At 60.2% G+C, this 21,404-nt stretch carries 19 protein-coding genes and 1 pseudogene; 5 read left to right on the top strand and 15 right to left on the bottom strand.

Features of this window, described 5'->3' with window-relative positions:
* Positions 1-485: 485 nt before the first annotated feature.
* The 4 genes and pseudogenes from OR601_RS08670 to ptcA form a co-directional block, all read right to left on the bottom strand.
* Complete coding sequence (locus tag OR601_RS08670) at positions 486-1,061, bottom strand: APC family permease (protein ID WP_369945820.1); 576 nt, start codon at positions 1,059-1,061, stop codon at positions 486-488.
* A 106-nt stretch (positions 1,062-1,167) separates the two neighbouring features.
* Positions 1,168-1,923, bottom strand: a pseudogene (locus OR601_RS08665) (APC family permease); the annotation flags it as partial.
* Positions 1,924-1,996: 73 nt separating this feature from the next.
* Positions 1,997-3,436 (bottom strand): APC family permease, encoded by a 1,440-nt coding sequence (locus tag OR601_RS00300; RefSeq protein WP_265591784.1) that lies wholly within the window; start codon positions 3,434-3,436, stop codon positions 1,997-1,999.
* A gap of 94 nt (positions 3,437-3,530) precedes the next feature.
* Complete coding sequence (ptcA, locus tag OR601_RS00295) at positions 3,531-4,619, bottom strand: putrescine carbamoyltransferase (protein ID WP_136011704.1); 1,089 nt, start codon at positions 4,617-4,619, stop codon at positions 3,531-3,533.
* Positions 4,620-5,687: 1,068 nt separating this feature from the next.
* On the opposite strand from ptcA, the gene OR601_RS00290 reads away from it, so the two are divergent.
* Complete coding sequence (locus tag OR601_RS00290; RefSeq protein ID WP_265591783.1) at positions 5,688-6,614, top strand: hypothetical protein; 927 nt, start codon at positions 5,688-5,690, stop codon at positions 6,612-6,614.
* 485 nt (positions 6,615-7,099) lie between these two features.
* On the opposite strand, the gene OR601_RS00285 is transcribed toward OR601_RS00290, so the two are convergent.
* The gene (locus OR601_RS00285) at positions 7,100-8,302 is read right to left on the bottom strand and encodes an agmatine deiminase family protein (protein ID WP_265591782.1); all 1,203 of its coding nucleotides are present in this window, start codon (positions 8,300-8,302) and stop codon (positions 7,100-7,102) included.
* 394 nt (positions 8,303-8,696) lie between these two features.
* Between OR601_RS00285 and OR601_RS00280 the strand changes: the two genes are divergently transcribed.
* From OR601_RS00280 to purN, 3 genes are all read left to right on the top strand, one after another.
* A complete protein-coding gene (locus OR601_RS00280; RefSeq protein ID WP_265591781.1) occupies positions 8,697-9,185 on the top strand; it encodes a hypothetical protein in 489 nt (162 codons plus the stop codon).
* Positions 9,186-9,206: 21 nt separating this feature from the next.
* Positions 9,207-9,758 carry a response regulator transcription factor gene (locus tag OR601_RS00275; protein WP_265591780.1) on the top strand — a complete coding sequence of 184 codons (552 nt, stop codon included), beginning with the start codon at positions 9,207-9,209 and terminating at the stop codon, positions 9,756-9,758.
* 143 nt (positions 9,759-9,901) lie between these two features.
* A complete protein-coding gene (purN, locus tag OR601_RS00270) occupies positions 9,902-10,516 on the top strand; it encodes a phosphoribosylglycinamide formyltransferase (protein WP_136011708.1) in 615 nt (204 codons plus the stop codon).
* A 34-nt stretch (positions 10,517-10,550) separates the two neighbouring features.
* Here the strand turns inward: purN and OR601_RS00265 are convergent, their stop codons facing one another.
* The 8 genes from OR601_RS00265 to OR601_RS00230 all read right to left on the bottom strand — a co-directional run bounded on the left by OR601_RS00265 (position 10,551) and on the right by OR601_RS00230 (position 18,428).
* Positions 10,551-11,333, bottom strand: coding sequence for a MurR/RpiR family transcriptional regulator (locus OR601_RS00265; protein WP_265591779.1), 783 nt, complete (start codon positions 11,331-11,333; stop codon positions 10,551-10,553).
* A gap of 335 nt (positions 11,334-11,668) precedes the next feature.
* The gene (locus OR601_RS00260) at positions 11,669-13,393 is read right to left on the bottom strand and encodes a dihydroxyacetone kinase family protein (protein WP_265591778.1); all 1,725 of its coding nucleotides are present in this window, start codon (positions 13,391-13,393) and stop codon (positions 11,669-11,671) included.
* 105 nt (positions 13,394-13,498) lie between these two features.
* Entirely contained in the window at positions 13,499-14,887 is a 1,389-nt protein-coding gene (locus OR601_RS00255) for a PTS galactitol transporter subunit IIC (protein ID WP_265591777.1), read from the bottom strand.
* A gap of 127 nt (positions 14,888-15,014) precedes the next feature.
* Entirely contained in the window at positions 15,015-15,824 is an 810-nt protein-coding gene (rhaD, locus tag OR601_RS00250) for a rhamnulose-1-phosphate aldolase (RefSeq protein WP_168897208.1), read from the bottom strand.
* A gap of 104 nt (positions 15,825-15,928) precedes the next feature.
* Positions 15,929-16,318 carry a hypothetical protein gene (locus tag OR601_RS00245; protein WP_265591776.1) on the bottom strand — a complete coding sequence of 130 codons (390 nt, stop codon included), beginning with the start codon at positions 16,316-16,318 and terminating at the stop codon, positions 15,929-15,931.
* A 5-nt stretch (positions 16,319-16,323) separates the two neighbouring features.
* Positions 16,324-16,602 carry a PTS sugar transporter subunit IIB gene (locus OR601_RS00240; protein ID WP_136011714.1) on the bottom strand — a complete coding sequence of 93 codons (279 nt, stop codon included), beginning with the start codon at positions 16,600-16,602 and terminating at the stop codon, positions 16,324-16,326.
* Positions 16,603-16,828: 226 nt separating this feature from the next.
* On the bottom strand, positions 16,829-17,308 hold the full coding sequence (locus OR601_RS00235) for a PTS sugar transporter subunit IIA (protein WP_265591775.1): 480 nt from the start codon (positions 17,306-17,308) through the stop codon (positions 16,829-16,831).
* Between the two features lie 286 nt (positions 17,309-17,594).
* The gene (locus tag OR601_RS00230; RefSeq protein WP_265591773.1) at positions 17,595-18,428 is read right to left on the bottom strand and encodes an HAD family hydrolase; all 834 of its coding nucleotides are present in this window, start codon (positions 18,426-18,428) and stop codon (positions 17,595-17,597) included.
* 134 nt (positions 18,429-18,562) lie between these two features.
* On the opposite strand from OR601_RS00230, the gene OR601_RS00225 reads away from it, so the two are divergent.
* Positions 18,563-19,396 carry a MurR/RpiR family transcriptional regulator gene (locus tag OR601_RS00225; RefSeq protein ID WP_265591772.1) on the top strand — a complete coding sequence of 278 codons (834 nt, stop codon included), beginning with the start codon at positions 18,563-18,565 and terminating at the stop codon, positions 19,394-19,396.
* Positions 19,397-19,717: 321 nt separating this feature from the next.
* Here the strand turns inward: OR601_RS00225 and OR601_RS00220 are convergent, their stop codons facing one another.
* Both OR601_RS00220 and purM read right to left on the bottom strand, forming a co-directional pair.
* Positions 19,718-20,122: a hypothetical protein gene (locus tag OR601_RS00220; RefSeq protein ID WP_265591771.1), complete on the bottom strand. Its 405-nt coding sequence runs from the start codon at positions 20,120-20,122 to the stop codon at positions 19,718-19,720.
* A 104-nt stretch (positions 20,123-20,226) separates the two neighbouring features.
* Entirely contained in the window at positions 20,227-21,294 is a 1,068-nt protein-coding gene (purM, locus tag OR601_RS00215; protein ID WP_265591770.1) for a phosphoribosylformylglycinamidine cyclo-ligase, read from the bottom strand.
* Between the last annotated feature and the right edge of the window lie 110 nt (positions 21,295-21,404).

Below are 21,404 nucleotides of genomic sequence, written 5' to 3'. Positions count from 1 at the left end.
AGGCGCACTATCGCCTTATGATTATCACTCATTTTCAGCTCTGGGGCATAGCTGAACGCCACTGAATTCAGGCTTCTTCTACGCCGTCCGCCCTCGCAAAAAATTACCTGCTTGCAAGGGTTTCTTGCAGGACAAGCCCAAGGAGACCGCACGCCTCCTTCCAGGCTCCCGCACGCGCACCTCCCCTACAACCCCAAGCACTGCGCAATAAATATATTTGTAAACTCCATCATAGCTTCCGCCAACGGTAGTGGACATGGCTAATGGCGCTCCTCCAGGCCACACACATGAAATGCCCCCGGTAGCCCTCAGGCTTCCAGGGGCTCTCTGGGACAGCTCCTCGCCCGCCGCACCCCGCACTCACAGGTAGGCGCAGGCAATGCAAGCCCTGCCGAGAAACCCTTCCATCCCAGGCAGGGAAGGTGAGGTTTTCTCGGCAAGGAGAAGTGCCAAAGCGTTTTGGTTGCAGCTGTTGGCTGCGAAGGTCACTGGGAGAGGACCATGGGACCAGAGTCGGAGTCGTCTGGAGCAGAGCCGGTGGGACCTGCGGGCGGAGCTGTTCTGCACGCCAATTGGCGCTTGCGGCTCAGGAGGCGTTGAACCTCTCCAGCGGCCAGCAGGATGAGCACGCCCGCCAAAAGGGGCAGTTTGGCCAGCTCGTCGGGAGTGCCGTTGAGGGGTACCGTGGTGGCCACGGCAGCCAGCACGATCTCTGCCACAGGCAACGCCAGCATCACGGCCAACAACCTGCCCTTGAAGGGGGCGCAAAAGACGCGCTCGCGAGAGTCGGTGGCACGCAGGCGGGCGAATGCGGGAAACATGGGCAGATAGCTCAGGAGCAGAAAGACCACGTTTATGGAGAAGAATATCCAAAAGACCTCGGAGTCTTCGCCCAGAGGCACTTGCAGCAGCAATACCAGGCTTGCCACGATGCCGGTCATGAGAGCGCTGCCGTTGGGCATGGAGTTGGTGCGCGACCGCAGGGCGAAGGAACGAGGCATGTTGCCTTCCTCGGCGGCCTTGCAGGCCACAGAGTTGATGCCAAAAGACCAGCTCACCATGTTGGCGAAAAGGGTCACCAAGAACGCGGCGCCCACCAGACTCACCAGCGGCGAGCCCTCCCCCCACCATGGCTACCACCGCGTCCACGATGCCGGAGTCTAGGTTCAAAGACTCGGTGGGGACGGCGGCGCCAATGCCGATGCCGCAGAGGATGTAGACTGCGGCGATGGTGATGCCTCCAGCCACGATGGCGATGGGGATGTCGCGGCGAGGGTTGGCCATGGAGTCGGTGAAGGTGGCCACCACCTCGAAGCCCATGAAGTTAAAGAGGATCACCGAGAGATAGGTGAGCGAGTTGGGGTCTGCCAAGTTGGGCAGAAAGGTGTCGGGGGTCATGGGGTTCGCAAAGCCATGGGCGCCGGCAAACCACAGGCCCACGCCGGCTACCCCCAACGTGATGAGCACCTTGATGATGGCACCGCCGTTCATGATCCAGTCGGCGTCGGAGACCGGCGAGAAGGCGCCCAGCGTCACGCCCCAGACAAAGGCCAGCTCCAAAAGAATGCGGCCCCACAGGGGCAGCTCGACGCCCCAGACGCTCAGGAGCACGCTGGGGTAGATGCAGGCCACACTGGCGATCCACAAAGGGAAGTTCACCCAGTAATACCAGGCACACCTGGAACCCCACTTGTCCCCTAGGCCGGCGCGCACCCAATCGTAGAGGCCACCGTCGGAGGTGTAGGTGGAGCCCAGCTCGGCCACCACCATTCCGTAGGGCAACAGGAAGGTGACGATAAGCACGCCCCACCAAAAGAATTGCACGTTGCCCATAGCCGAGGGAGGGGCCACCGCCTCGATGGTGAACACGACACAGATAACGGACAAAACCACGTCTTTCAAGGAAAATCTGCCAGCTGCCATACGCCGGCCTCCTTACCAGTAGAAAAGGCGCCGCCCGACGGGCAGGGCAGCGCCTTCTAGTCACACAGATTCGCTATTGATGGTCGGGGCCCTTCTCGGCTTCTTCTGCCAAGCGCTCAGCAGCCAGCTCGGGGGTAAGGCCCGTGTACTCCTCTTTGCGACCGCGGGCAGACCAAACACGCACTACCTCGCCCAGAAGCACGAAGAGGATGACACCCACCAACATGGGGATCTTGGCCAGCTCGTCCTTGGTGCCGTTGAGAGGCACGATAGTGACGACAATGGACAGCACCAGCTCAATGGCGGGGATGGCCACCATGACCTTCATAGCAGCGCCCTTGAAGGGGAAGGTGAAGACGTGGGGACGGTCCGGGTCGATCTTGCGCAAGCGCAGGAAGGCCGGGAACACGAGGATGTAGCTGATGAGCAGGAACACCACGTTCATGGAGAACAGCATCCAGAAGATCTGGTCGGAGATGAAGTCGATGGGGATCAGCTGGAGCAGCAAAGCGAGGCTTGCCACCACGCCGTTGACCACGTTGGCGCCGTTGGGCATCTCGGTCTTCTTGGACTCGATGCCAAAGACGCGAGGCATATTGCCGTGCTTGGCGGCATAGTCGGCCACGAAGTTCACGCCAAAGGACCAGCTGGCCATATTGGCGAACAGGGTGATCAGGAACACGATGCAGATGATGGCGAACAGAGGCGAGTCGCCCGCCATGGTTTGCACAGCGAAGATCATGCCAAAGTCGGGGTCGATCTCGCTGGTGGGGATAGCAGCGCCAATGCCAAAGCCGCAGAACAGGTAGATGGCGCCGATGGTCAGGCCGCCCAAGATGATTGCCTTGGGGATGTCCTTCTCGGGGTTCTTCATGGATTCGGCGAAGGTGGTGACCACCTCGAAGCCCGTGAAGTTAAAGAGGATGATGGACAGGAAGGTGAGGGCGCTCACGTTGGTGAGGTCCGGCAGGAAGGTGGCCGGGCTCATGTCGTTGGCAAAGCCGTTGGCAGTGGCGTACCAAATGCCCAGGCAGCCTACGACCACCGCGATGGCCACTTTGAGGATGGCGCCGCCGTTGAGCACCCAAGCAGAGTCAGAGACCTTGGAGGTGGCCATGAGGACGACGATCCAGACAAAGGCTAGCTCGATGGCCAGAGTGCCCCAGACAGTGAACTCCATGCCGGTGACAAAGCCGATGATGTCGGGGAACAGGGTGGCGCAGGAGGCGATCCACAGGGGGAAGTTGATCCAGTAGTACCAGGCCACGCGGGAGCCCCACTTGTCACCCAGCGCGTCGCGGACCCAGTCATAGAGGCCGCCGTCTGAGTCATAGGTGGTGCCAAGCTCGGCCACCACCATGCCGTAAGGCAAAAGGAAGGTGATGATCAAAAAGATCCACCAGAAGAATTGGGCGTTGCCGATGGCGGCGGCGGGGGCTGCAGCCTCGGCCACGAACACCACGCAGATCACCGACAGGATGACGTCTATAAACGAGAACTTCTTACCAGCCACAACTACTCCTTTCGTTGTGCCCAAGGGCTGCCTGGAGGCGCATTGTTAGGAGTCGCACCCAGGCAGCCCTCTGTGATTGAGTAGGGGTCAGGTATTAGTTGTCCAGCTCAGAGGTGGGGAGCTTCATAGCCTGAAGGGCAGCCACCAGCTCCTGTTTGGCGCCGTTGACCTCGTCGGTCACCACGTTCCAGGGGCAGAAGGTGGCGAGTAGGCCACGGATGGAGTGCTTGCGGTTCTCAGCCTCGACCCAGCAGAGGGAACGCTCGGGATCGTCCATGACCTCGTCGACGACCTCCTCGCCGCGGGTGGCGGGCAGGCAGTGCATGAACTTGGAGTTGGGGCTGGCCAGGTTCATGAGGTCCATGGTCACCTGGTACTTGGGATAGAAGACGTCCATGTAGGAGGCGCCGTCCACCTGAGCGTCGTAGAGGCCGTACCACACGTCGGTGTAGACGAAGTCGGCGCCCTTGATGCACTCGGGGTCGTCGGAAATGGTGATGGTGCCGCCGGAGACCTTGCAGTTGGCCTCGCCGATGGCCATGAGCTGCTTGCCAAAGGCAGCGCGCTCCTCATCGGTGCCTACATGCAGGGCGCCGTCGGGAATTTGATGCCCCTTCGGCCCGAACTGCACGAAGTCCATGCCCATCTTCGAGCAGATGAACATGAGCGACACGCAGGTCTGGGTGGCGTCGCCGATGAAGGCAAACTTACAGTCCTCGATCTTCTTACCGGCGGGCAGGTTCTCGATCATGGTCATGAGGTCGCCGAGCTCCTGGGTGGGATGGTTGAACTCGCTCATACCGTTGATGACGGGGGCCGCGGAGTACTTCGCCAAGCTCACTACATCCTTATGACGATTGACGCGGGCCATGAGGATGTCCACGAGGGAGCCCATGACGCGGGCGGTGTCCTCGATGGACTCATGGCCGCCGAGCTGGATGGTGCCGGGGCCGTAGAACTGGGCGTGGCCGCCCAGGTCGGTCATTGCGGTCTCGAAGGAGATGCGGGTGCGGGTGGACACCTGCTGGAAGATCATGCCCAGGGTCTTGTCCTGGAGCAGATGGGGATAGTAGCCGTTTTTGATGCACTTCTTAAGAGCAATGGAGAGATCGATGATCTGGAGGATCTGCTCTTTGGTGAGATCGTTGGTGTCGATGAAATCCTTGGGGAATCCCTGAGCCATAGCGATGTCCTTTCTCCGAGAGCCTTAGGTGTTGAGGCCCTTCTCCCTGGGGCGGATGGGCTCCGCCTGATCTACGAGTCCAATATTTATCGATGGTTTTCGAAGGGCAAGGTTATTTAGGGTTGAGGTGCCACTGGGAGAAATCAACCCTAGATAAACCCTTGCTAGACCGGCTATTGGAACCCTCGCCGAGCTGGATCGAGCGGAGATTGTTCTGTCGGGCAGGGCTGCCCGACAGAACGGGGGCAACAGCATTATGCCGAGGGCAAGAAGCGACAAAAGGCTGCTGTGCGGGCGGCCATCCTACCGCCAAGCATCCTGCTGAGTGACCCGCAGCGCCTGGCCGCGTCCGCTGAGTATCGCGCCGAGAGTGCCAAACATCCTAAAGTGCCGACTAAGCATCCTGCAGCACTGCAGCGCCTACTAAGTACAAGTACTTAGTAGGCGCATCTGATGAGCTGCGGTTTTATCACCTACTAAGTACTTTTTTCTTTCTTGAGCCGCGCGAGGACCCAAAAAAGTACTTAGTAGGCGCCTGACCGGAGTCACCCAACTGTGGCCACCCGACTGCAGGTCTCCTACTGCCCGACTGCGGGCCTCTCCCACCGGGTCGTGGCCGCGCACATGTGGGGTGCCCACGACCCGGCACGGATGAAGGTATCGAAATATAGTGGACACCCACTTTACCCATAAAGGTGTCCCTCAAAAGAGTAAGCTCGAGAAACCTGGTGATGAAAACTCCGGGTTTTGAGGCTCGGGAGGGGCGCTCCGTTGTTATGAAGCTTGTCGTGTTGGATGCCTGATATTCAGCACGTCTAAAAAGCTCTCCCCCAAAGGGTGCAAGGCCAAAGTGGCAGCGAGAGAACAGCGAAAGCAAACGCCACCCCTTGGCAGCCGTCAAAAAGCAGTGCTACCAAAAGCAACGGTCGCCCGCCAAGCCTCCGTATATATTTTAAATTTGATATTGATAGGCGGAGGGGTACGGTGTTAATCCTTTGTGGCATATCGGCTCATCTAGCCCTGGTATCTGGGATATCCCAGTTTCTATGCACCCCCGAGGAGCAAAGAATGGCTCTCGCCAACAGCCAAGCAAACAGATTGGCCATAGACCTGCTCGAAAGATCAAGGCTCTACAGAAACAGCCATGAAATTCGTCAGGCCCTGAGTCCATGCGACACTACTGCAAGCCTCCTGGTGAACGATCCAACGAAGGCTCACAGACTCAAGAATTGCACAGTAACTGTATGCACAGCCGACCTCCCGCCGGGAGCATTGGTACGGCTATGGCCGGCCTCTCTTCCTAAAGATTGTGAAAGCGCCATCTATCTCACTGCCCCGATGGAGCATTTTCGCCAGTCAGCCGGCAGACTCACCTCTAGCCAGCTGCTCCTCCTGGGCTCTTGGTTATGCGGGCAGTATCGGCCCCGTCCGGATCTTACCAGCGGTTTTATCGGCGCCCCGCCCCTCTGCTCTGCCGAATCAATACAGCACTATTTAGCTATGCACCCTCTGTTGCGGTGCCGGAAAAAAGCACAGTCCACCGCCGCTTGCCTTATCAATAACCTAGCTTCTCCCGCAGAGGCAGCGCTCCTCCTGCTGCTCACCTGCCCCGCTCGACTAGGCGGCTACGGCTTGCCAAAACCCAAGGCAAACCCCAGCATTGCGCTCAATGAATCCGCGCGCCAGTTGCTGCCTGCTCAAAAGACTGTGAAACCTGACCTTTTCTGGCCCAAAGCCGCCCTCGACGTCGAGTATGACAGCGATGAGTACCACAGCCGATCCCTCAACACTCACGACCGACAGCGAATAGCCGCCCTTATGGCTATGGATATCGAAGTGCTCCCCATAACCCGACAGACCCTTTATAGCGAATCCGCTTTAAAACGCGTTGCCGAGATAATCTCTCGAAAGTTAGGTGTACCTCTTCAGACACCAGTGGAGTCAAAACAGGCTGAACTCCGGCAAACCGTATTGGGCCCACATGATTTTTGGTAATCCCCTTACGTCATCAAGTATGGAGGTATGCTCGCTCTCCTCCATGTCTGTCACTCCTCACTGCCACCACTCTTCGCACCTGCCACTTCTCGCACCTGCCACTTCTCGCACCTGCCACTTCTCGCACCTACTAAGTACATGTGCTTAGTAGGCAATCTGCTTGACCTGCATTTTTATCGGCTACTAAGTACTTTTTTCCTTCCCAAGCCGCGAGAAAGCCTAAAAAAGTACTTAGTAGGCGCACCTTCCAAGGGCGCATTGGCTAAGTACTTAATAAGTGCGCCAGCTAGTAGGTGCCTCGATTTTGCGTCGCGTAATTTAAACCACCCACCCCAAAAGACCTCGCAGGCACTGAGTCCTGCGAGGTCTTGGGGAAAGACAGCGGTCTTTGAGGACGTGCGGGGAGCCGGCACTCCCTGACGCCTTAGGGGATACAAGGGCATGTGCCTAGGAAGCGTGCCATGGTCGGAGGCGGGGCACGCTAATTAGGCGACAGGCTCCTGCTGGGTGATGCAGTGGATGTTGCCGCCGCCGCAGACTACCTGCTCGCTCTTGACGCCCACGCACTTATAGACGCCCTCACCCCAGGTCTCGTCGTAGATCTTCTGAAGAGTGTCGACGGCCAGCTGGTCGTTCACGTCGCCGTACTGAGGCACGATGACGCCGTGGTTGGTGACCAGGTAGTTCATGTAGGAAGCAATGAGGGGCTCATCGGGAACGCGGGGCTCGGCGCTCTCGTCCACATCGATGGAATCGCAGGCTTCCTGGGTCATGTACAAGGGGTTCACCGGCATGGGAAGCTTGTAGACCTTGAGCTTGCGGCCCTTGGCGTCAGTGGCGGCAGAGAGGGTCTCATAGGCGTCGTGGCACTGGCTGTAGAAGGGGTAGTCGGGGTCGTCGGTCCAGATGACGGCCACTACGCCAGGGGCGATGAAGGTGGCGACGTCGTCGATGTGGCCGTTGGTCTCCTCGGGGTCGATACCCTCCTTGACCCAGATGACCTTCTCGACGCCCAGGTACTCCTTGAGGTGCTCGTCCATATAGGCGCGCAGCGGCTCGCTCCAGGGCTCGAACTTGAGGGCAAAGGTGGGCCAAATGCCCGCGTCGGGCTCGTCTATGCGCACGGCAGAGGCGGTGCGGCCAGGGGAGAGCAGGCACTGGTCGGTGACGATGACGGTGCCCTCCCCGTCCACGGTGATGGAGCCGCCCTCAAGGATCATGTCGTCGGGACGATAGGTGCGGGCGCCGGCCAACTCGGCCATCTTGACGGCGATCTCGTCGTCGGCGCGCCAGGGGAAGTAGAGGCCGTCCACCAGGCCGCCGTAGGCGTTGAAGTGCCAGTTGTTGGCGCGCAGCTCGCCCTCGCCGTTGACCACGAAGGTGGCGCCGGTGTCGCGGAACCAGGCGTCGTCGGTTGTCATCTCGATAACGGAGACGCGCTCGTCCTCTTCGAAGACGCGCTTGCAGTTGGCGTAATCGGCCTCGTTGGCGCACATGACCACCGGGGTGAACTCAGAGATGGCGCGGGCGATGTTTGCATACTGCTCCTGGGCAGGCTTGGCGCCAAAAGACCAGGTGTCGGTACGATGGGGCCAACCCATCCACACGCGCTTTTGGGGTGCGAACTCTGCCGGCATATAAAAGCCGTCGGCCTTGGGGGTGGACTCTGACTCAGGGATAGCGCGCATGACAAGAGCCTCCTTAGGGGTTGGGGGCGCCAGACGATCACCGGGAAATCTCTGGGGCCCTAAAATGAGCGGATCTTCTGTGAAAGCGACATGACTCTACGGCGCCTTGCCCTCTCATAGGCCGCTGTGACTGAAACTGTCTTGAATATCAGCCCACTGCCCTAAGAACACAAGACGATTTGAGGTTGAGAGACCGCTAGGAGAAATCAACCCTAAATAAACCCCTGGCACAAAGAGGTTGAGCTCCTTTCTCACATATATACATTTCCATCTAATCTCATACACTTCCATCTAAGCTCCCTTAATATTTTCAACCATAGAGCAGCGCCCGTGGTACCCTAGGGAACAGAATGCATGGCGATGAGATTCAAAACTCCGTGGGGAAGGTCTTCCTGTGGATGCTTTTTTCTTTGGCTATACCATGGCAATTCTGGCGCTCTGCCTCATATCCTCTGTCTATCAGTGGGTTGCCTTTGACGCCACGAAGCGCAAGCCCTTTGCCGCCGCAGGCCTCTTCTTCCTCACCTATTTCGTAGAGCTGGGCGTCATCTTTTTAGATGAGTTCCTACATCAAAACATAGCGTTTCCCCTAGACTCCTACTACGCCATCACCTACCCTCTCACCCGCACCCTCATCGCCTGCGCGCTCTGGGGATCCCTTTGGGCTTACGTGCTTTTGGCCGTTGAGCGGTTTACCCTCAGGCGCCTGGCCATCCCTATAGCCCTTTTCTTTGTGGCCCAAGGCGCCTGCCTCCTCTTCATGCCCTATGGCGCCCTGCGCCAGTTTTGCTACTACACCTGCCGACAGGTCTTCTGCCTTTTCATGGCCCTCTACGGCCTTTCCGCCCTCCGCCGCGCCCCCACCAGCCAAGAGCGCCAATGACTGGGCCGCCACCGCTGGCTCATGTGGGTGCTGCTGGTAGAAGTGGTGTTGGTATGCCTGGAAGACGCTCTTGTCATCCTGGTGCTGCCGCCCGCCAAAGGGCTTGGCATCAACCTCTACCTCTCCGAGCGCAACTTTTGCGAGAACGCCATGGTCATCGTCTTTGCCTTCTTCACCGGAAGGATCGCCTGGCGCGAGCTCTCCTTTAGGATACACTCCCAGCCCCAGCCCCACAGGCAATCCGACCCCGCGCCCACTTCCTTGCCGATAAACCCCTCCCCCGCCACAGAAGCCACCACCGCAGCCAGGACCGCCCCGACCGTCCAACCTGCAGGAGATGCGACCTTCTCGGCACACGTGGATGAGTTGATGCCCCGCTTTGGCGCCGACCACGGCCTCACGCCTCGCGAAGAGGAAGTGCTGGCGCTGGTGCTGGCGGGACGCACCAACCAGCAGATCGCCGAGGCCCTGGTGGTCTCGGTGGGCACCGTCAAGACCCACGTCTACAACATCGTGCACAAGTGCGATGTAGGTAACCGTGCCGAGCTCAAGACCCTCTTCTGGGCCCCCTAGAAGGCGCGATGCAATATGAAGGCGCTGCCCCTCGAATTGCGCCTTATACTTAGAGCCGCGCCCTAACGGTGCGGCTGCGAATCGGCATGTCCCGCAATTCAACGCGATTCACCTAGATATCACCGTCGATCCAAGGAGTCCCTGTGACCATCAAGCTTGGCGTTCTTATCAGCGGAAGCGGCACCAACCTGCAAGCCATCATCGACGCCATCGCCGAGGGCTCCTTGGATGCCACTATCGAGGTGGTGATCTCTTCTCGGCCTTCTGCCAAGGGCTTGAAGCGCGCAGCCGAGGCCGGCATCCCCACCATGGCGCTCTCAAAGGAGGTCTACGCCAGTCCCGAGACCGCCGACGAGGTCATCGCCTCCACACTGCGCCAACATGAGGTGGACTACGTGGTCATGGCGGGCTACATGCGCAAGGTGGGGCCAGCGATCCTTCTGACCTTCCCCAACGCGGTGCTCAACCTGCATCCGGCGCTGCTGCCCAGCTTCCCGGGGGCCCACGCCATCGACGAGGCCTTTGACTACGGCGTCAAGGTCACCGGCGTCACGGTGCATCTGGCCAACGCCGAGTACGACCGCGGCCCCATCATCGCCCAACGCCCGGTGGCCGTGGAGGAAGGCTGGGGCCGCGATCAGCTGGAGGCCGCCATCCATGAGACGGAGCACGAGCTCTACCCCGAGGTGCTACGCTGGCTGGCCGCCGACCGCGTGAAGATGGACGAGCTGGGCCGCATCCATGTGCTGGAAGGATAGGGCCGACACAGACAAGGATCTCAGCTTCGCGTCTCTACTCAGAGACGTAGTCTTCCAGCAACCGGTTCATTAGGTAAGCCGTGCCAAAGAGCGCATAGACACGATGGGGCGCCACGTGCTCGGCCAGGGGCGGCCCCATGAGGATCACTTCGTCGTAGGAGGCGTGAAGCTCCGGCTCGTCGTTGGCAGTGACGAGCACCTTGGTGGCGCCCGAACTCTCCACCAACGCCCGTTGCCGCAGCGCAAAGGATCCCGAGGAAGACACCACCAGCAGCAGGTCTTGCGGCCCTAGGCTGCGCACCGCCTCCACGGAGGGCTTGCACTCGGTCACCAGCTGCACCAGCTTGCCCGAGACCAACATGGCATACTGAAAGTCGGTCATTGCCCCCGCAGAAGACTCTGCCGAGAAGAGCACCACCTTGGAGCTAGCGCTCGCCCTCTGGCTCAAGCGTTGCAAAACGCCGTCTTGCTGCAACTTGTCGACAGAATCGAAGATCTCCACCATGGCCTGGCGTGGGGGCATCTTGTAGTCTTGCGGGCTCGATGCCGCCGCCAAATAGTAGTGGCGGAACTCCTCCCACTCCCCTGCCTGGTTGCGCAGAGCCGAGAAGTTCTCCATCCCAATGGACTGGCAAAACCGCCTGACCCCCGACCGCGACACGAATCCCGCATCCATCACCTCTTGGAGCGTCATGGAGCCGATGGACTCGAAGTGGGTCAAAAGATACTCGGCGATGGTGTGGGAAGGCTGGTCAGGCTCATTCTCGTTGTAGATGTCAAACAGCGACATGAGCACGTGAATGCGTCCGTCTTCCATGGCCCCCCTCTCTCGGGATAGCTCGCCCATTGGCGCTGTCAAGGCTCGCGAGGGTCCCAGATCAAAACCCCCGCTCACGCCAGACCCTCTTGCGGGCACTCAGATTTACAAGATTAGATAAGAGTACCTAAAAAACGAGTCGCCCTAAATACCTTCGGACGGCTTGGCCACTCGCCCCACCCCAGGTCTGCCACTCGCACCCTGCGTACTCGCCAGATCACGCCACCGGCGCAGCCCCGTCATGCAATGGGGGTCCTTCTCGGCAATGCCGAGAAGGACCCCCACTTTATGCACTATAGATTATGGCTGCGCCACGTCTGCAAGCGTCCCATGGCTCACTGCGCCTTCTGGGGACAGCCTAGGCCGCAGGCCTCGAGGCAGAGGGCCAGAGAGATGGCGCCGGCATCGGGGGTGCCCAGGCTGCGGGAGGCTTGAGGGCGAGCTCGGCCGATCTTGGCGGTGAGGTTGGCGGTGTTGCGGGCGGCCTCATGAGCCACTGTGACAGCTTTGCCCCAGGCTTCGCTCAGGCTCAGGCCGGCCTCGGCCCCCTGACCTAGAGCCTCGGCAAAGGGCACCAGGGCATCCACCATAGTCTTGTCGCCCACCTGGGCGCCGCCCAGCTCCATGAGCTTGGCGCAGGCAGCATCTGTCGCCTGCGCCATCAGTGCAGCATCGATGACCTCCTGCTCGTCTCCCAATGTCTCGCCCAACGTCCACAGGGCGCTGCCCCAAAGGACGCCGGAAGTGCCGCCGGCAGCGGCCCGCCAGCTGTCACCGGCTGCTTGGAGCACCGAGCCCACTCCTGCCTGGGCTTCCACGGCATCCTGGGCGACAGCTGCGGCGGCCTTCGAGCCCTTCACCATGCCGCGACCGTGGTCGCCATCGCCGCACACCGAGTCGATCTGGGCCAGCATCTCCTCTTGATCGGCCATGCAGGCAGCCATTGCAGCCAACGCACGGGCAGCCACACGGCCTTGAGCCTGAGCGGCAGGCCCCGCAGGAGCCCAAATTCGCTCGGCGCCATCGCCGGAGTGCGCCGCCTGGCTCCTCTCGCGCAACTTGGCCGGGGCCGCCTGAGGCCCTCGGCTAAAGCCAGGGCTCGCACAGGGAGCGCACCAAAGACGCTCCAGCTCCTCGTCCAAATATTGCACCGCCAGGGCGATGCCCTCCATGTCAAGGCTGGTGACCACTTCGCCTACCACGGGCTCCACCAGCTCATAGCCCGCCTTGGCCAAAAGCTGGCTCACCGTGCCCCAGACCACAAAGAGCTCCTCGTACTTGGTGGAGCCCAAGCCGTCCAGCACCACCGCCAGACGGCGGGCGTCACCGGGAGCCTCGGACAGCACGCGCTCCACCAAGAGCGAGGCGATCTCTTGAGCGGAAGCCACGGGTTTCTCGGCAACGCCAGACTCGCCATGGATGCCCTGGCCCACTTCCATGAGGCCGGAAGGCACCTCGAAGAGGGGCTTGGTGTGGCCGGGCAGCGTGCAGCCGCGAAGGCCGATGGACATGGTGCGGGTGCGGTCGTTGGCTTTGATGGCTACGCGCTCCACCTCGTCTAAGGAGAGGCCAGCAGCCGCGGCGGCCCCTGCGGCCTTGAAGACCAGGAAGGTGCCTACGTTGCCTCGGCGAAGGGGAGCCTGCTCAGGCGGGGCGGCCGAGACGTCGTCGGTGATATAGAAGGTGCGGGCGTCTATGCCTTGAGCTCGAAGGCGGTCGCGGGCCATATCGAAGTTCATCTTGTCGCCGGCATAGTTGCCGCCCAGGATCATGAGGCCTGCCTGAGTGCGAAGCGCGCCAGCGACTCCCAACACATCCTCGCAGGAGGGCGAGGTGAAGACATTTCCCACCACGCAGCCATCCATAAGGCCATCGCCCACGATGCCGCAGAAGGCCGGGTAATGGCCAGATCCGCCGCCGTTCATGACGGCCACTTTGGAGGCGGGGGTTTCTCGAGCGCTCACCACGCCGCCGGGCGCCTCCATCACGTAGCCGGGATAGGCGGCCACGTAGCCTTTGAGCATTTCGTCGCGAAAGAGCGCGGGGTCGTTACATAACATTGGCTGCTCCTTACCTAGATAAAAAGCCCCACGCCAAAGTAGGAGGACTTTGGCGTGGGGTCCGGAGGGACCTAAAATCAGCTGTGCAAAAGCTGGGCCACAGGACTACTCCGAAGCCTTCAGGGCCTCGTTGCGCTTCTTGAAGCCGCGCAGCATCCACACGAACAGGGCGAGCCAGCCAACGAGCACTACCATTCCGGCCACATTGCCAGAGAATGCATTGGCAATGGCCCAACGGAAGTCCGGACACTCCAGGGTGGACCAGCTGATAAGCGCGTCGCCACCCACATTGGCCAGAGAGTCGGGCGAGTAGGTGAGCGCCAGCTGGGTCACCCAAGGAGCAAACGAAGAAGATACCAGCAGGTACACAGGGGTGATGATGATGCCTTCGATGAGCATCTTGATGATATTGCCGTTGGAGACCATGAGCAGGCCGGGCACCAGGCAGATGTTCACGATGCCTGCGAAGGGCAGCACGATGTTGCCCACGGGAGCCAGCACAAAGGCCAGGATGAGCTCGAAGGGGATGAGCAGTATGCAGGTGACCCAGAGCTCGTTGGAACCGGCCAGGATGGGCCAGTCCAGGCCGATGATGAGCTCGCGGCCCTTGAAGCGGGCCTTCATGAAGTCGCCCACGGCGTCGGAGATGGGGGACAGCGCCTGCATGAAGAGCTTGGAGACCATGGGGAACAGCTGCAGGGCGGTAGCGGCCTGCACGCCCAGAGTAAGGGCCTGCTGCACGTCGCGGTAGGCGATGGCGCCCATGGCGGTGCCAATGATGAAGCCCATGACGGCGTTCTCGCCAAAGATGCCGATCTTCTTGCGCAGCCACTTGGCATCGGCGTTGTTGTTCTCGATGGCGGGGATCTTTTCCAGCAGGCGCTCGATGGGATAGGCGACAGTGGCGGTGAGCATCATGGCATGGGGAACGGTGACGCCGGGGATCCCGGTGATGCGCTCGATGGTGGGCTGGAAGGCGTCGCTGATCTTGAGCTCCAGAATGATCTGGACCGAGGCGGCCACAAAGCCCATGGCGATGGCCACACCTTCAGGCATGCCGGCGGCGGCGCACAGGTAGTAGGTGAGCACGGTGGTAAGCAGCTTGGTCCAGCAGTTCCAAAAGTCCACGTTCAGGGTGTCGGTGAGCTTGAGCAGCAACATGATGAGGTTGATCACCATGAGCAGCGGGAAGCAGAGCACGCCCAGCGGCCAGGCCCAAGCGATGGCCGAGAGCGCCGGCCAGCCCACGTCCACCGCAGGCAGCGAGATGCCCGTAGCCTCTGCCAGGCCTTGGGCTGCCGGGGTGATGGCGCCGGTCATGAAGTTGATGAGCACGTTCATGCCGGTGAAGGCGATGCCCAAGGTCAAAGCTGCGAAGAAGGCGTCTTTGAAGCTCATTTTCACGATAAGGCCGATGATGAGCATGATCAGGGGCACAAAGACGGCGGCCCCGAAGCCCAGGATATAGTTAACAATATTTAGCAATACGTCCATGTTGTACCTCTCTTTGAGCGGAGGGGTCTCCTGTCACGCCCTCCGTTGCGAGTAGGACCTCTCTCTTGAGGCAGGCTGCTCTCTCCTGCGGCCTGCCCTTCTCTGTCCTGATGGACAGGCAGAGCCGTTAGTCCAGATAGCCGGGGTGCGGAGTCAGGCCAAAGGCGCGACACAGGTCTTTGAGCTGCTCGTCGGAGATGCCCGGGTTGCGGTGGCCGCAGGCCTCGGCTGCCATCCAGGCGGCGCAACACTTCTCCACGGTCTCCAGCAGGCCAAAGGCGTCATGGAGCGAGCGGCCCGCCGTGAAGACGCCGTGATACTGCCAGATGACGATGCGGCAGTCCTTCATCTGCTCGTTGGTCTTGTCGGCGATCTCCTGGCCGCCGCAGACGCACCAGGGCACAAAGCCCACGCCGTCCGGGAACAGATACATAGCCTCGGTGATGATGCGCCACAGCGCGCGGGTGAAGTCGCGAGCGTTGGTGGGGCCCACATGGGTCATAGCCAGCACGTTGGAGGCGTGGTTGTGCATGACCACGCGCTGCTCGGGATCAGCGGCCAGACGCACGGCCTGAGCGGCCAGATGGCTGGGGAACTCCGAGCTGGGCTTGTTGCCCTCCAGACCGTAGGCGATCTCGTAGTAGTCGCCCTCCTGAGGCAGGTAGATGATGCCCAGAAGTGAGTCCACGTCGTCGCGCACCTCACGGAAGTAGGAGCCCGTGGCAGTGGTGAGCACAAAGCGGCCGCGCATGGCAGCGGGGATGTCGGCCAACTCCACCTGACGGCCCGAACCCGGGGTATACCCCAGCGCCGCCACTTCCTCGTCGGTGAGGATATAGGAGATGTTGCCGCCATTGGCTTCGTCCCAACCCTTGTCCCACATGAGATAGGTGAGCTCTTTTACCTCCTTGACGGCTGCGATCTCTTTCCAGTCCATGAAAAATCACCTCTCTTTGGGCCCTCTCTTGCCGAGAAACCCCACTCCGTGGCCCCATCTCCCCCGATGGTTGCCAGTCTTGCCCTCCAGCTGCGAAGGACCCCTTACTGCTCAGCGGCTCCATCTCCCGGACGCGTCGCTGCATGAGCCCGCTTCTTGAGCGCCTTCCTCTGAGCCTTCCGCTCTTGGCGCTCACGCCTAAATTCTTTAATCGCTTCCCTGCTTTGTTCAGGGGTTATCTGGCCTTTGATGCCGTACTGGGCCCGCAGGCGCTCCTGGCGCCTCTCATAGGGGGCCACCAGCAAGTCGTGGGCGTAATGCTCGATGATGAAGATGAGTGCCAACGCGCCCAACGAAAGGTCGATCCTGCCGCTCAAGGCCCCCACCACAAAGAGGAAGAGATCGATCAAGGTAAGAAAGATCCAGGCTGGGCGGCCAAGCCCCAGGGGCCTGGGGTTGATGGCCGGCGCCTGAGCAGCCTTCTTCTTGCTCATGGAACTTAGGACTCGAGCAGCTCGACCAGGCGGTCGGCCTCGGCGTCGGCACCCATGCCGGTCAAGAAGGCGATGCCGTTGAAGGTGGGGATGCCGTAGTCGTCATCGCTCTTGACGATGGAGATGTAGGCATCGGCGCCGTTGATGTAGTGATCCAGCGACTTGATATCCACAGCCTCGACGTCTGCCTCGACGCCGCGCTGCTTCAAGATGCGCTGCACCTTGGAGGCCACCGCTTGGGAAGTAGCGACACCAGAGCCACAAGCCACGATTACGCGTTTCATGATCATTCCTTTCTTGAGGGGAGCCCCCTCGTATCTCTAGCCGCGCCGCATGCGCGGCTTTGTCTGTGGGCCTATGGGCGGGCCACGTAGAGCCCGCCTGCCCGCGAGATCCCCGGGCTTTGGAGTGTGGGTTTCTCGGCAAGGCTGGCCGCAAGCTCCTCGTTGCCTGCGCCTGCTCCCACGAGCCCTCGTCCGCTACCCGGGACCGCATGCTCCCGAGGAAGTGCTACTCGGCCGAGACCTCGCTAAACAGCGACGTGAAGGCATCCACCACCTGCTGGGGGTCGCTGGCTGCCATGATCTGGGCGGCGTAGCCTTCATTCATGAAGATGTTCATGAGCTTTTGGAGCACGGCCACCTGGCCGCCGTCGCGCATGACGCCCAAATTCACGATGAGCTGGGCGGGCACGTCGTCGCCCATGCCCGCCATGGCCTCGAAGACTATCGGGGTCTTGGGCTTGATCACCGCGATGTAGGGACGCTTGATGTGCTCGGGGTCCACGTGGGGGATCGCTACCTGCACAGAGGGAAACGAAAGCCCCGTGGCGTAGTTCTTCTCGCGCTCGCAGATGGCCTCGAGCCAGCTGTCCTGGATGAGGTCGCGCTCGGCCAGCCGCTCTGCCAGCTTTTCGAAAAACTCCTGGCGATCTGCGGCTTCCAGATCGAAGAACACCAAATCGGGACTGAACAACTCTTGATCACTCATGGCGCTTCCATTTCTCTGCGTGAACCAAATTCTTTGATGGTTCTATGGAACCGCCAGAACCGTTCGCCTTCTAGAGTTTTGATGAGCCAAAAGATGAACAGTGGTTATTTACTTTTTATTTTGATTTGCATTCAGCGCCAGGCTCTTCCATCGGCCAAGCTTAATGCTCCCTTAACCCTCTCTTTGCAACAGGAAGCCCTCCGCCCAATGCCTCTCAACCCCATGGGCAGCAAAACGAACCATTCAAAGTATTGACTTATGTATACCGATTGCTACCAATCACCACTTAGGAACAAAATTGCTGCGTTTCCCCAGTTAGAATGGCCTCCAGCACCTGAGCCACTGGCTCCTGGTGCACCGGTGGCAACTGATAGGCAGCCGCCCGGCGAGCGGTATTCGTCCCCGAGGCCACCGCGTAAGAATTTGGCACGTACTCCAGCAGGGCCACGTCATTATCCGAATCCCCCACTGCCACAATCTGCGCGAGCTCTATGTCCAGCGCCTGGGCCAGCACTTGCACGCTGCGAGCCTTGCTCCATCCCTTGGGAGCGATATCGATCTCCGACACATCCCCTGGCTGCACAAAATCAAAATCTTCGAATTGCCGAGAAAGACGCGCCGCCAAAGCCGGTACCTTTTGAGGGCTGCAGGCACATTGGATGTTGGCCTTCTCCACCCAAGGCGCCTCGACAGCCTGGATACAGTCATCGCGACGGTCGTTTTCCTGAGAGGGATAGTCTTTAAGGCGCCAGGGTTTTTTGGTGAGCGCACGAATGAATGCGCCCTGGTAGAGCAGGATATTGGCAGCGGTAGTGCAACGATCCAGATAGTCTGCAACCTCTTGGAGCCGGGCCGAAGGCAGTAGCTCGCTGTGCACCAGTCGGCCGTCCACATAGACAACCTGCCCGTTCACAAACGCCCCAGTTGCGCAGCCCGCGGCGCAACTGCCAAACATCTTGAGCGCATCGTCCCTGCTGCGGCCCGTAATGGGGGCGAAGTGACGTCCCGAGGCCACAAAGCGCTCGATGGCGGCAGAGGTTCTTCTCGGCAAACCATGAGTCCCACGCGGGATCAACGTGTCATCTATGTCCGAGACTACCAAGTACACGCCCGACGCCATGGCCCCCCCCTCTCGCGTTACTTCCATGGTTCATATTCTGAACCAGCGCTTATCCAAGCTAGAGTGCCAAAAGACCATCCAGCATCCTAGCATTGTAGATAACCCTGTTGGCTGGGATGGGACGGAGGGAGAAAATGCGTGAAGGTAGGCTCAATCTGTTGCCTTCATTGTTCTCGGTCTACAACGACAACGAGTGCGACGAAACCTCGCATCTTCTGGCCAAGTACCTGTTGGAGAACTTTGACAGGCTGGACGAGCTTACAGTAAACGACTTGATGGATGCGGCCTTCGTGTCCCGCTCCGGCGTGCGCAGGTTCTGCCAGTCCATTGGCTTTGGCAACTTCTCTGAGGTGCGCGACGCTTTCGTGGAGTGGGAGATGTTTCGCCAGTACTATCTGTCCTACAGCCTGCTCTACAGCGACGTGAAGTTGCATCTGCGCGAAGATCTCTCACAGATGTTCAGCGACATCGACCGTTTGATGACTCCTGCAACAACCCAGAAGCTTTGCAACGACTTTCATGAAGCACGCCATGTGGTGCTTTTGACCTCGGACTCCTCCTCTGCCTCACTGATCAACTTCCAGCGCGCCATGACCATGCTCAAGCGGCTGGTGCAGATGGTCACCGAGTCTGCCCCCACCACCCAAACCGTGCGCAGCCTCACCTCCGAGGATCTGCTGGTGGTGGTATCGGCCTCTGGGTCGTTTGCCCACGCGCAGCATGAGCAGATCGAGGCCTCGGGTGCCAAAAAGGTCTTTATCACCGCCGCAGAGGGCGCAGGCACCGGCGAAGGCGGCCTTTACGACGGCTACGACCAGGTGCTAGCCATCAAGCCTCCCATCGTGCGCCAATCGCCCAAGCATGTGCTCTACGCCACCTACGGCATGGAGTACCTCTTCGACCAGATCCAGGTAGCCTATGCTCGCCTCTTTGACGAGACTCTGGGCAACATCGACATCGTGTGGTAGCTGTGACGAGAAGCGCCGCCATGGGCGATGTTGCGTGCAGGAAGGTGCTTTTAACACTGAGAAGACCTGGAGAAAAACAGAGGGCTTTCAACTTGCTTTTTGTGTTTTCGCTGCTTCGTCGCAGTGGGGTTTTGTGTTTGCCGAGTGCGACGAAGGCCCGAAAACACAAATTTCTACTCACAGAGAGCGCAAAAGCAGCGTGAGAACCCTTGCAGGATTTCTCACGCTGCGTATTGGTGGATTCCTATCGCTAGAGCACACAGCGCTTCTCTAAACGCCTTAGATACCGAGAAACGCCTCAAACCACCGCTGCTCTGGCCCTTAGGCTCGCGCAGACACTAGCTTGATGCCATAGCCCAAGAGCACACCCATAACCAGATAGATGAGCTCTAGAGGCCAGCCCCCGGTAAAGGCCCAAATGAAGGCTCCTATGGGCTCTGAAAACTCAGCCCACATCCGCAGGGCCACGGTGAGTCCAATGAACATCGCGCTGACTAGTATCAGGACGACACCCCAACGCCGGTAAGTCTTAGAACCTGCAGGCACCAAAGCTGCCGCCGCGATGCCCAAGCCCAGCCAGGCGACCAGGCCGCGCCAAAGGGTGTCGCCTGAAGTTGCGGTAATATGCGTCATCACTTGCTGGCCATACCGCCAAAGGCAGATGGCTCCCGCCAAAGCCAGGCAAATGCCGGGGACTGCCTGCCTCCATAGACTCCGCGCTCCCATGGCCCCACCTCGGTTCTTTAAGGATTACAGTCTCGTAATTATAGAGAAAGTTATTGCATCGAGTCTACGGACTACCCCGCGAACCCTCGGTTACCGGTGAGATTTTACTTAGATATATAGGTCACCTTACCAGTTCCTGGAACCACCTCTCCCATGACAAAGGGGCAGCAATTCTCGGCAGTGAAGGCGGACGCCACCTGGTCGACATCCTCAGGAGCACAGATGAGCGCCATACCCACGCCCATGTTGAAGGTGAGCAGCGCTTCCTCGGGAGTTAGGCCAGCGGCGTCGCTCACCAGGTCGATGATGGGCGGGACGGGCCACGGGCAGGTGCCGTCGGAGGCCAGGGCTACCTGGGCGTCCAAGTGATCCGGCATGGCGCGGTTGAGGTTCTCGGTGATGCCGCCGCCGGTGATGTGGGCCATGGCATGGAGAGGCACGCCCGCGGCCAAGGCGTGCACGATATCGCCCGCATAAATTTTAGTGGGCGCCAACAGGGCGTCTGCGATAGACTGACCACCCAGCGACTCCTGGGGGGCGCAGAGCTCCTCGTCGCTCAGCTTGTCGGTGAGGGCGGCGCGCACCAGCGAGTAGCCGTTGGAGTGGATGCCGCTAGAGGGCAGCCCCATGATGACGTCGCCTTCGCACACGCGATCCGGGCCCAGCATGGCGGGCTTGTCCACCGCGCCTACGCAAAATCCGGCTAGGTCGTAGTCGTCTTTGGCCATGACGCCGGGGTGCTCGGCCATCTCTCCGCCGATAAGCGCGCAGCCTGCCTGGCGGCAGCCCTCTGCAATACCCCCTACAATCTGGGCCATGGACTCGGCGGCGAGTTTGCCCACTGCCACGTAGTCCAGGAAGAAGAGGGGCTCGGCGCCGGTGACCACCACGTCGTCGGCACACATGGCCACCAGATCGATGCCCACCGTTTCATGGCGCCCTAAACGTTGGGCCAAGGCCAGCTTGGTGCCCACGCCGTCGGTGCCGCTGACCAGCACCGGCTGCTCCATGGACTTCAAGTGAGACACATCAAAGAGACAGCCAAAGCCACCCAGCCCCTCCATGACGCCGGGGCGGTTGGTGGCGGCGCACGCCTCCTTGATAGCGTCTACAGCGCGAGCGCCCTCAGAAACGTCGACGCCGGCATCGGCATAGGACATGTGTGTGGTCATGCTTCTCTCTCCTTGAATCCTTGGGTGGCAACTAGATGATGGCTAGAGGTTGACTGCAGGGAAACGCGACATTCTCCAGAGCCGCTGCAGTGAATCCAAGCCCTGGACGC

Source organism: Leptogranulimonas caecicola, from assembly GCF_023168405.1.
GTDB classification, from domain to species: Bacteria; Actinomycetota; Coriobacteriia; order Coriobacteriales; family Atopobiaceae; genus Leptogranulimonas; species Leptogranulimonas caecicola.
The sequence above is the reverse complement of the archived record's forward strand: the minus strand, read 5'-3'. Positions and strand labels throughout refer to the sequence as shown.

Bases quoted from the DNA above. Each gene is read 5' to 3' on its own strand.
- OR601_RS08670 (WP_369945820.1), bottom strand. From the start codon at position 1,061: ATGGTGAGCTGGTCTTTTGGCATCAACTCTGTGGCCTGCAAGGCCGCC.
- ptcA (WP_136011704.1), bottom strand. From the start codon at position 4,619: ATGGCTCAGGGATTCCCCAAGGATTTCATCGACACCAACGATCTCACC.
- OR601_RS00290 (WP_265591783.1), top strand. From the start codon at position 5,688: ATGGCTCTCGCCAACAGCCAAGCAAACAGATTGGCCATAGACCTGCTC.
- OR601_RS00285 (WP_265591782.1), bottom strand. From the start codon at position 8,302: ATGCGCGCTATCCCTGAGTCAGAGTCCACCCCCAAGGCCGACGGCTTT.
- OR601_RS00275 (WP_265591780.1), top strand. From the start codon at position 9,207: ATGTGGGTGCTGCTGGTAGAAGTGGTGTTGGTATGCCTGGAAGACGCT.
- OR601_RS00265 (WP_265591779.1), bottom strand. From the start codon at position 11,333: ATGGAAGACGGACGCATTCACGTGCTCATGTCGCTGTTTGACATCTAC.
- OR601_RS00260 (WP_265591778.1), bottom strand. From the start codon at position 13,393: ATGTTATGTAACGACCCCGCGCTCTTTCGCGACGAAATGCTCAAAGGC.
- OR601_RS00255 (WP_265591777.1), bottom strand. From the start codon at position 14,887: ATGGACGTATTGCTAAATATTGTTAACTATATCCTGGGCTTCGGGGCC.
- rhaD (WP_168897208.1), bottom strand. From the start codon at position 15,824: ATGGACTGGAAAGAGATCGCAGCCGTCAAGGAGGTAAAAGAGCTCACC.
- OR601_RS00245 (WP_265591776.1), bottom strand. From the start codon at position 16,318: ATGAGCAAGAAGAAGGCTGCTCAGGCGCCGGCCATCAACCCCAGGCCC.
- OR601_RS00240 (WP_136011714.1), bottom strand. From the start codon at position 16,602: ATGAAACGCGTAATCGTGGCTTGTGGCTCTGGTGTCGCTACTTCCCAA.
- OR601_RS00235 (WP_265591775.1), bottom strand. From the start codon at position 17,308: ATGAGTGATCAAGAGTTGTTCAGTCCCGATTTGGTGTTCTTCGATCTG.
- OR601_RS00230 (WP_265591773.1), bottom strand. From the start codon at position 18,428: ATGGCGTCGGGCGTGTACTTGGTAGTCTCGGACATAGATGACACGTTG.
- OR601_RS00225 (WP_265591772.1), top strand. From the start codon at position 18,563: ATGCGTGAAGGTAGGCTCAATCTGTTGCCTTCATTGTTCTCGGTCTAC.
- OR601_RS00220 (WP_265591771.1), bottom strand. From the start codon at position 20,122: ATGGGAGCGCGGAGTCTATGGAGGCAGGCAGTCCCCGGCATTTGCCTG.
- purM (WP_265591770.1), bottom strand. From the start codon at position 21,294: ATGACCACACACATGTCCTATGCCGATGCCGGCGTCGACGTTTCTGAG.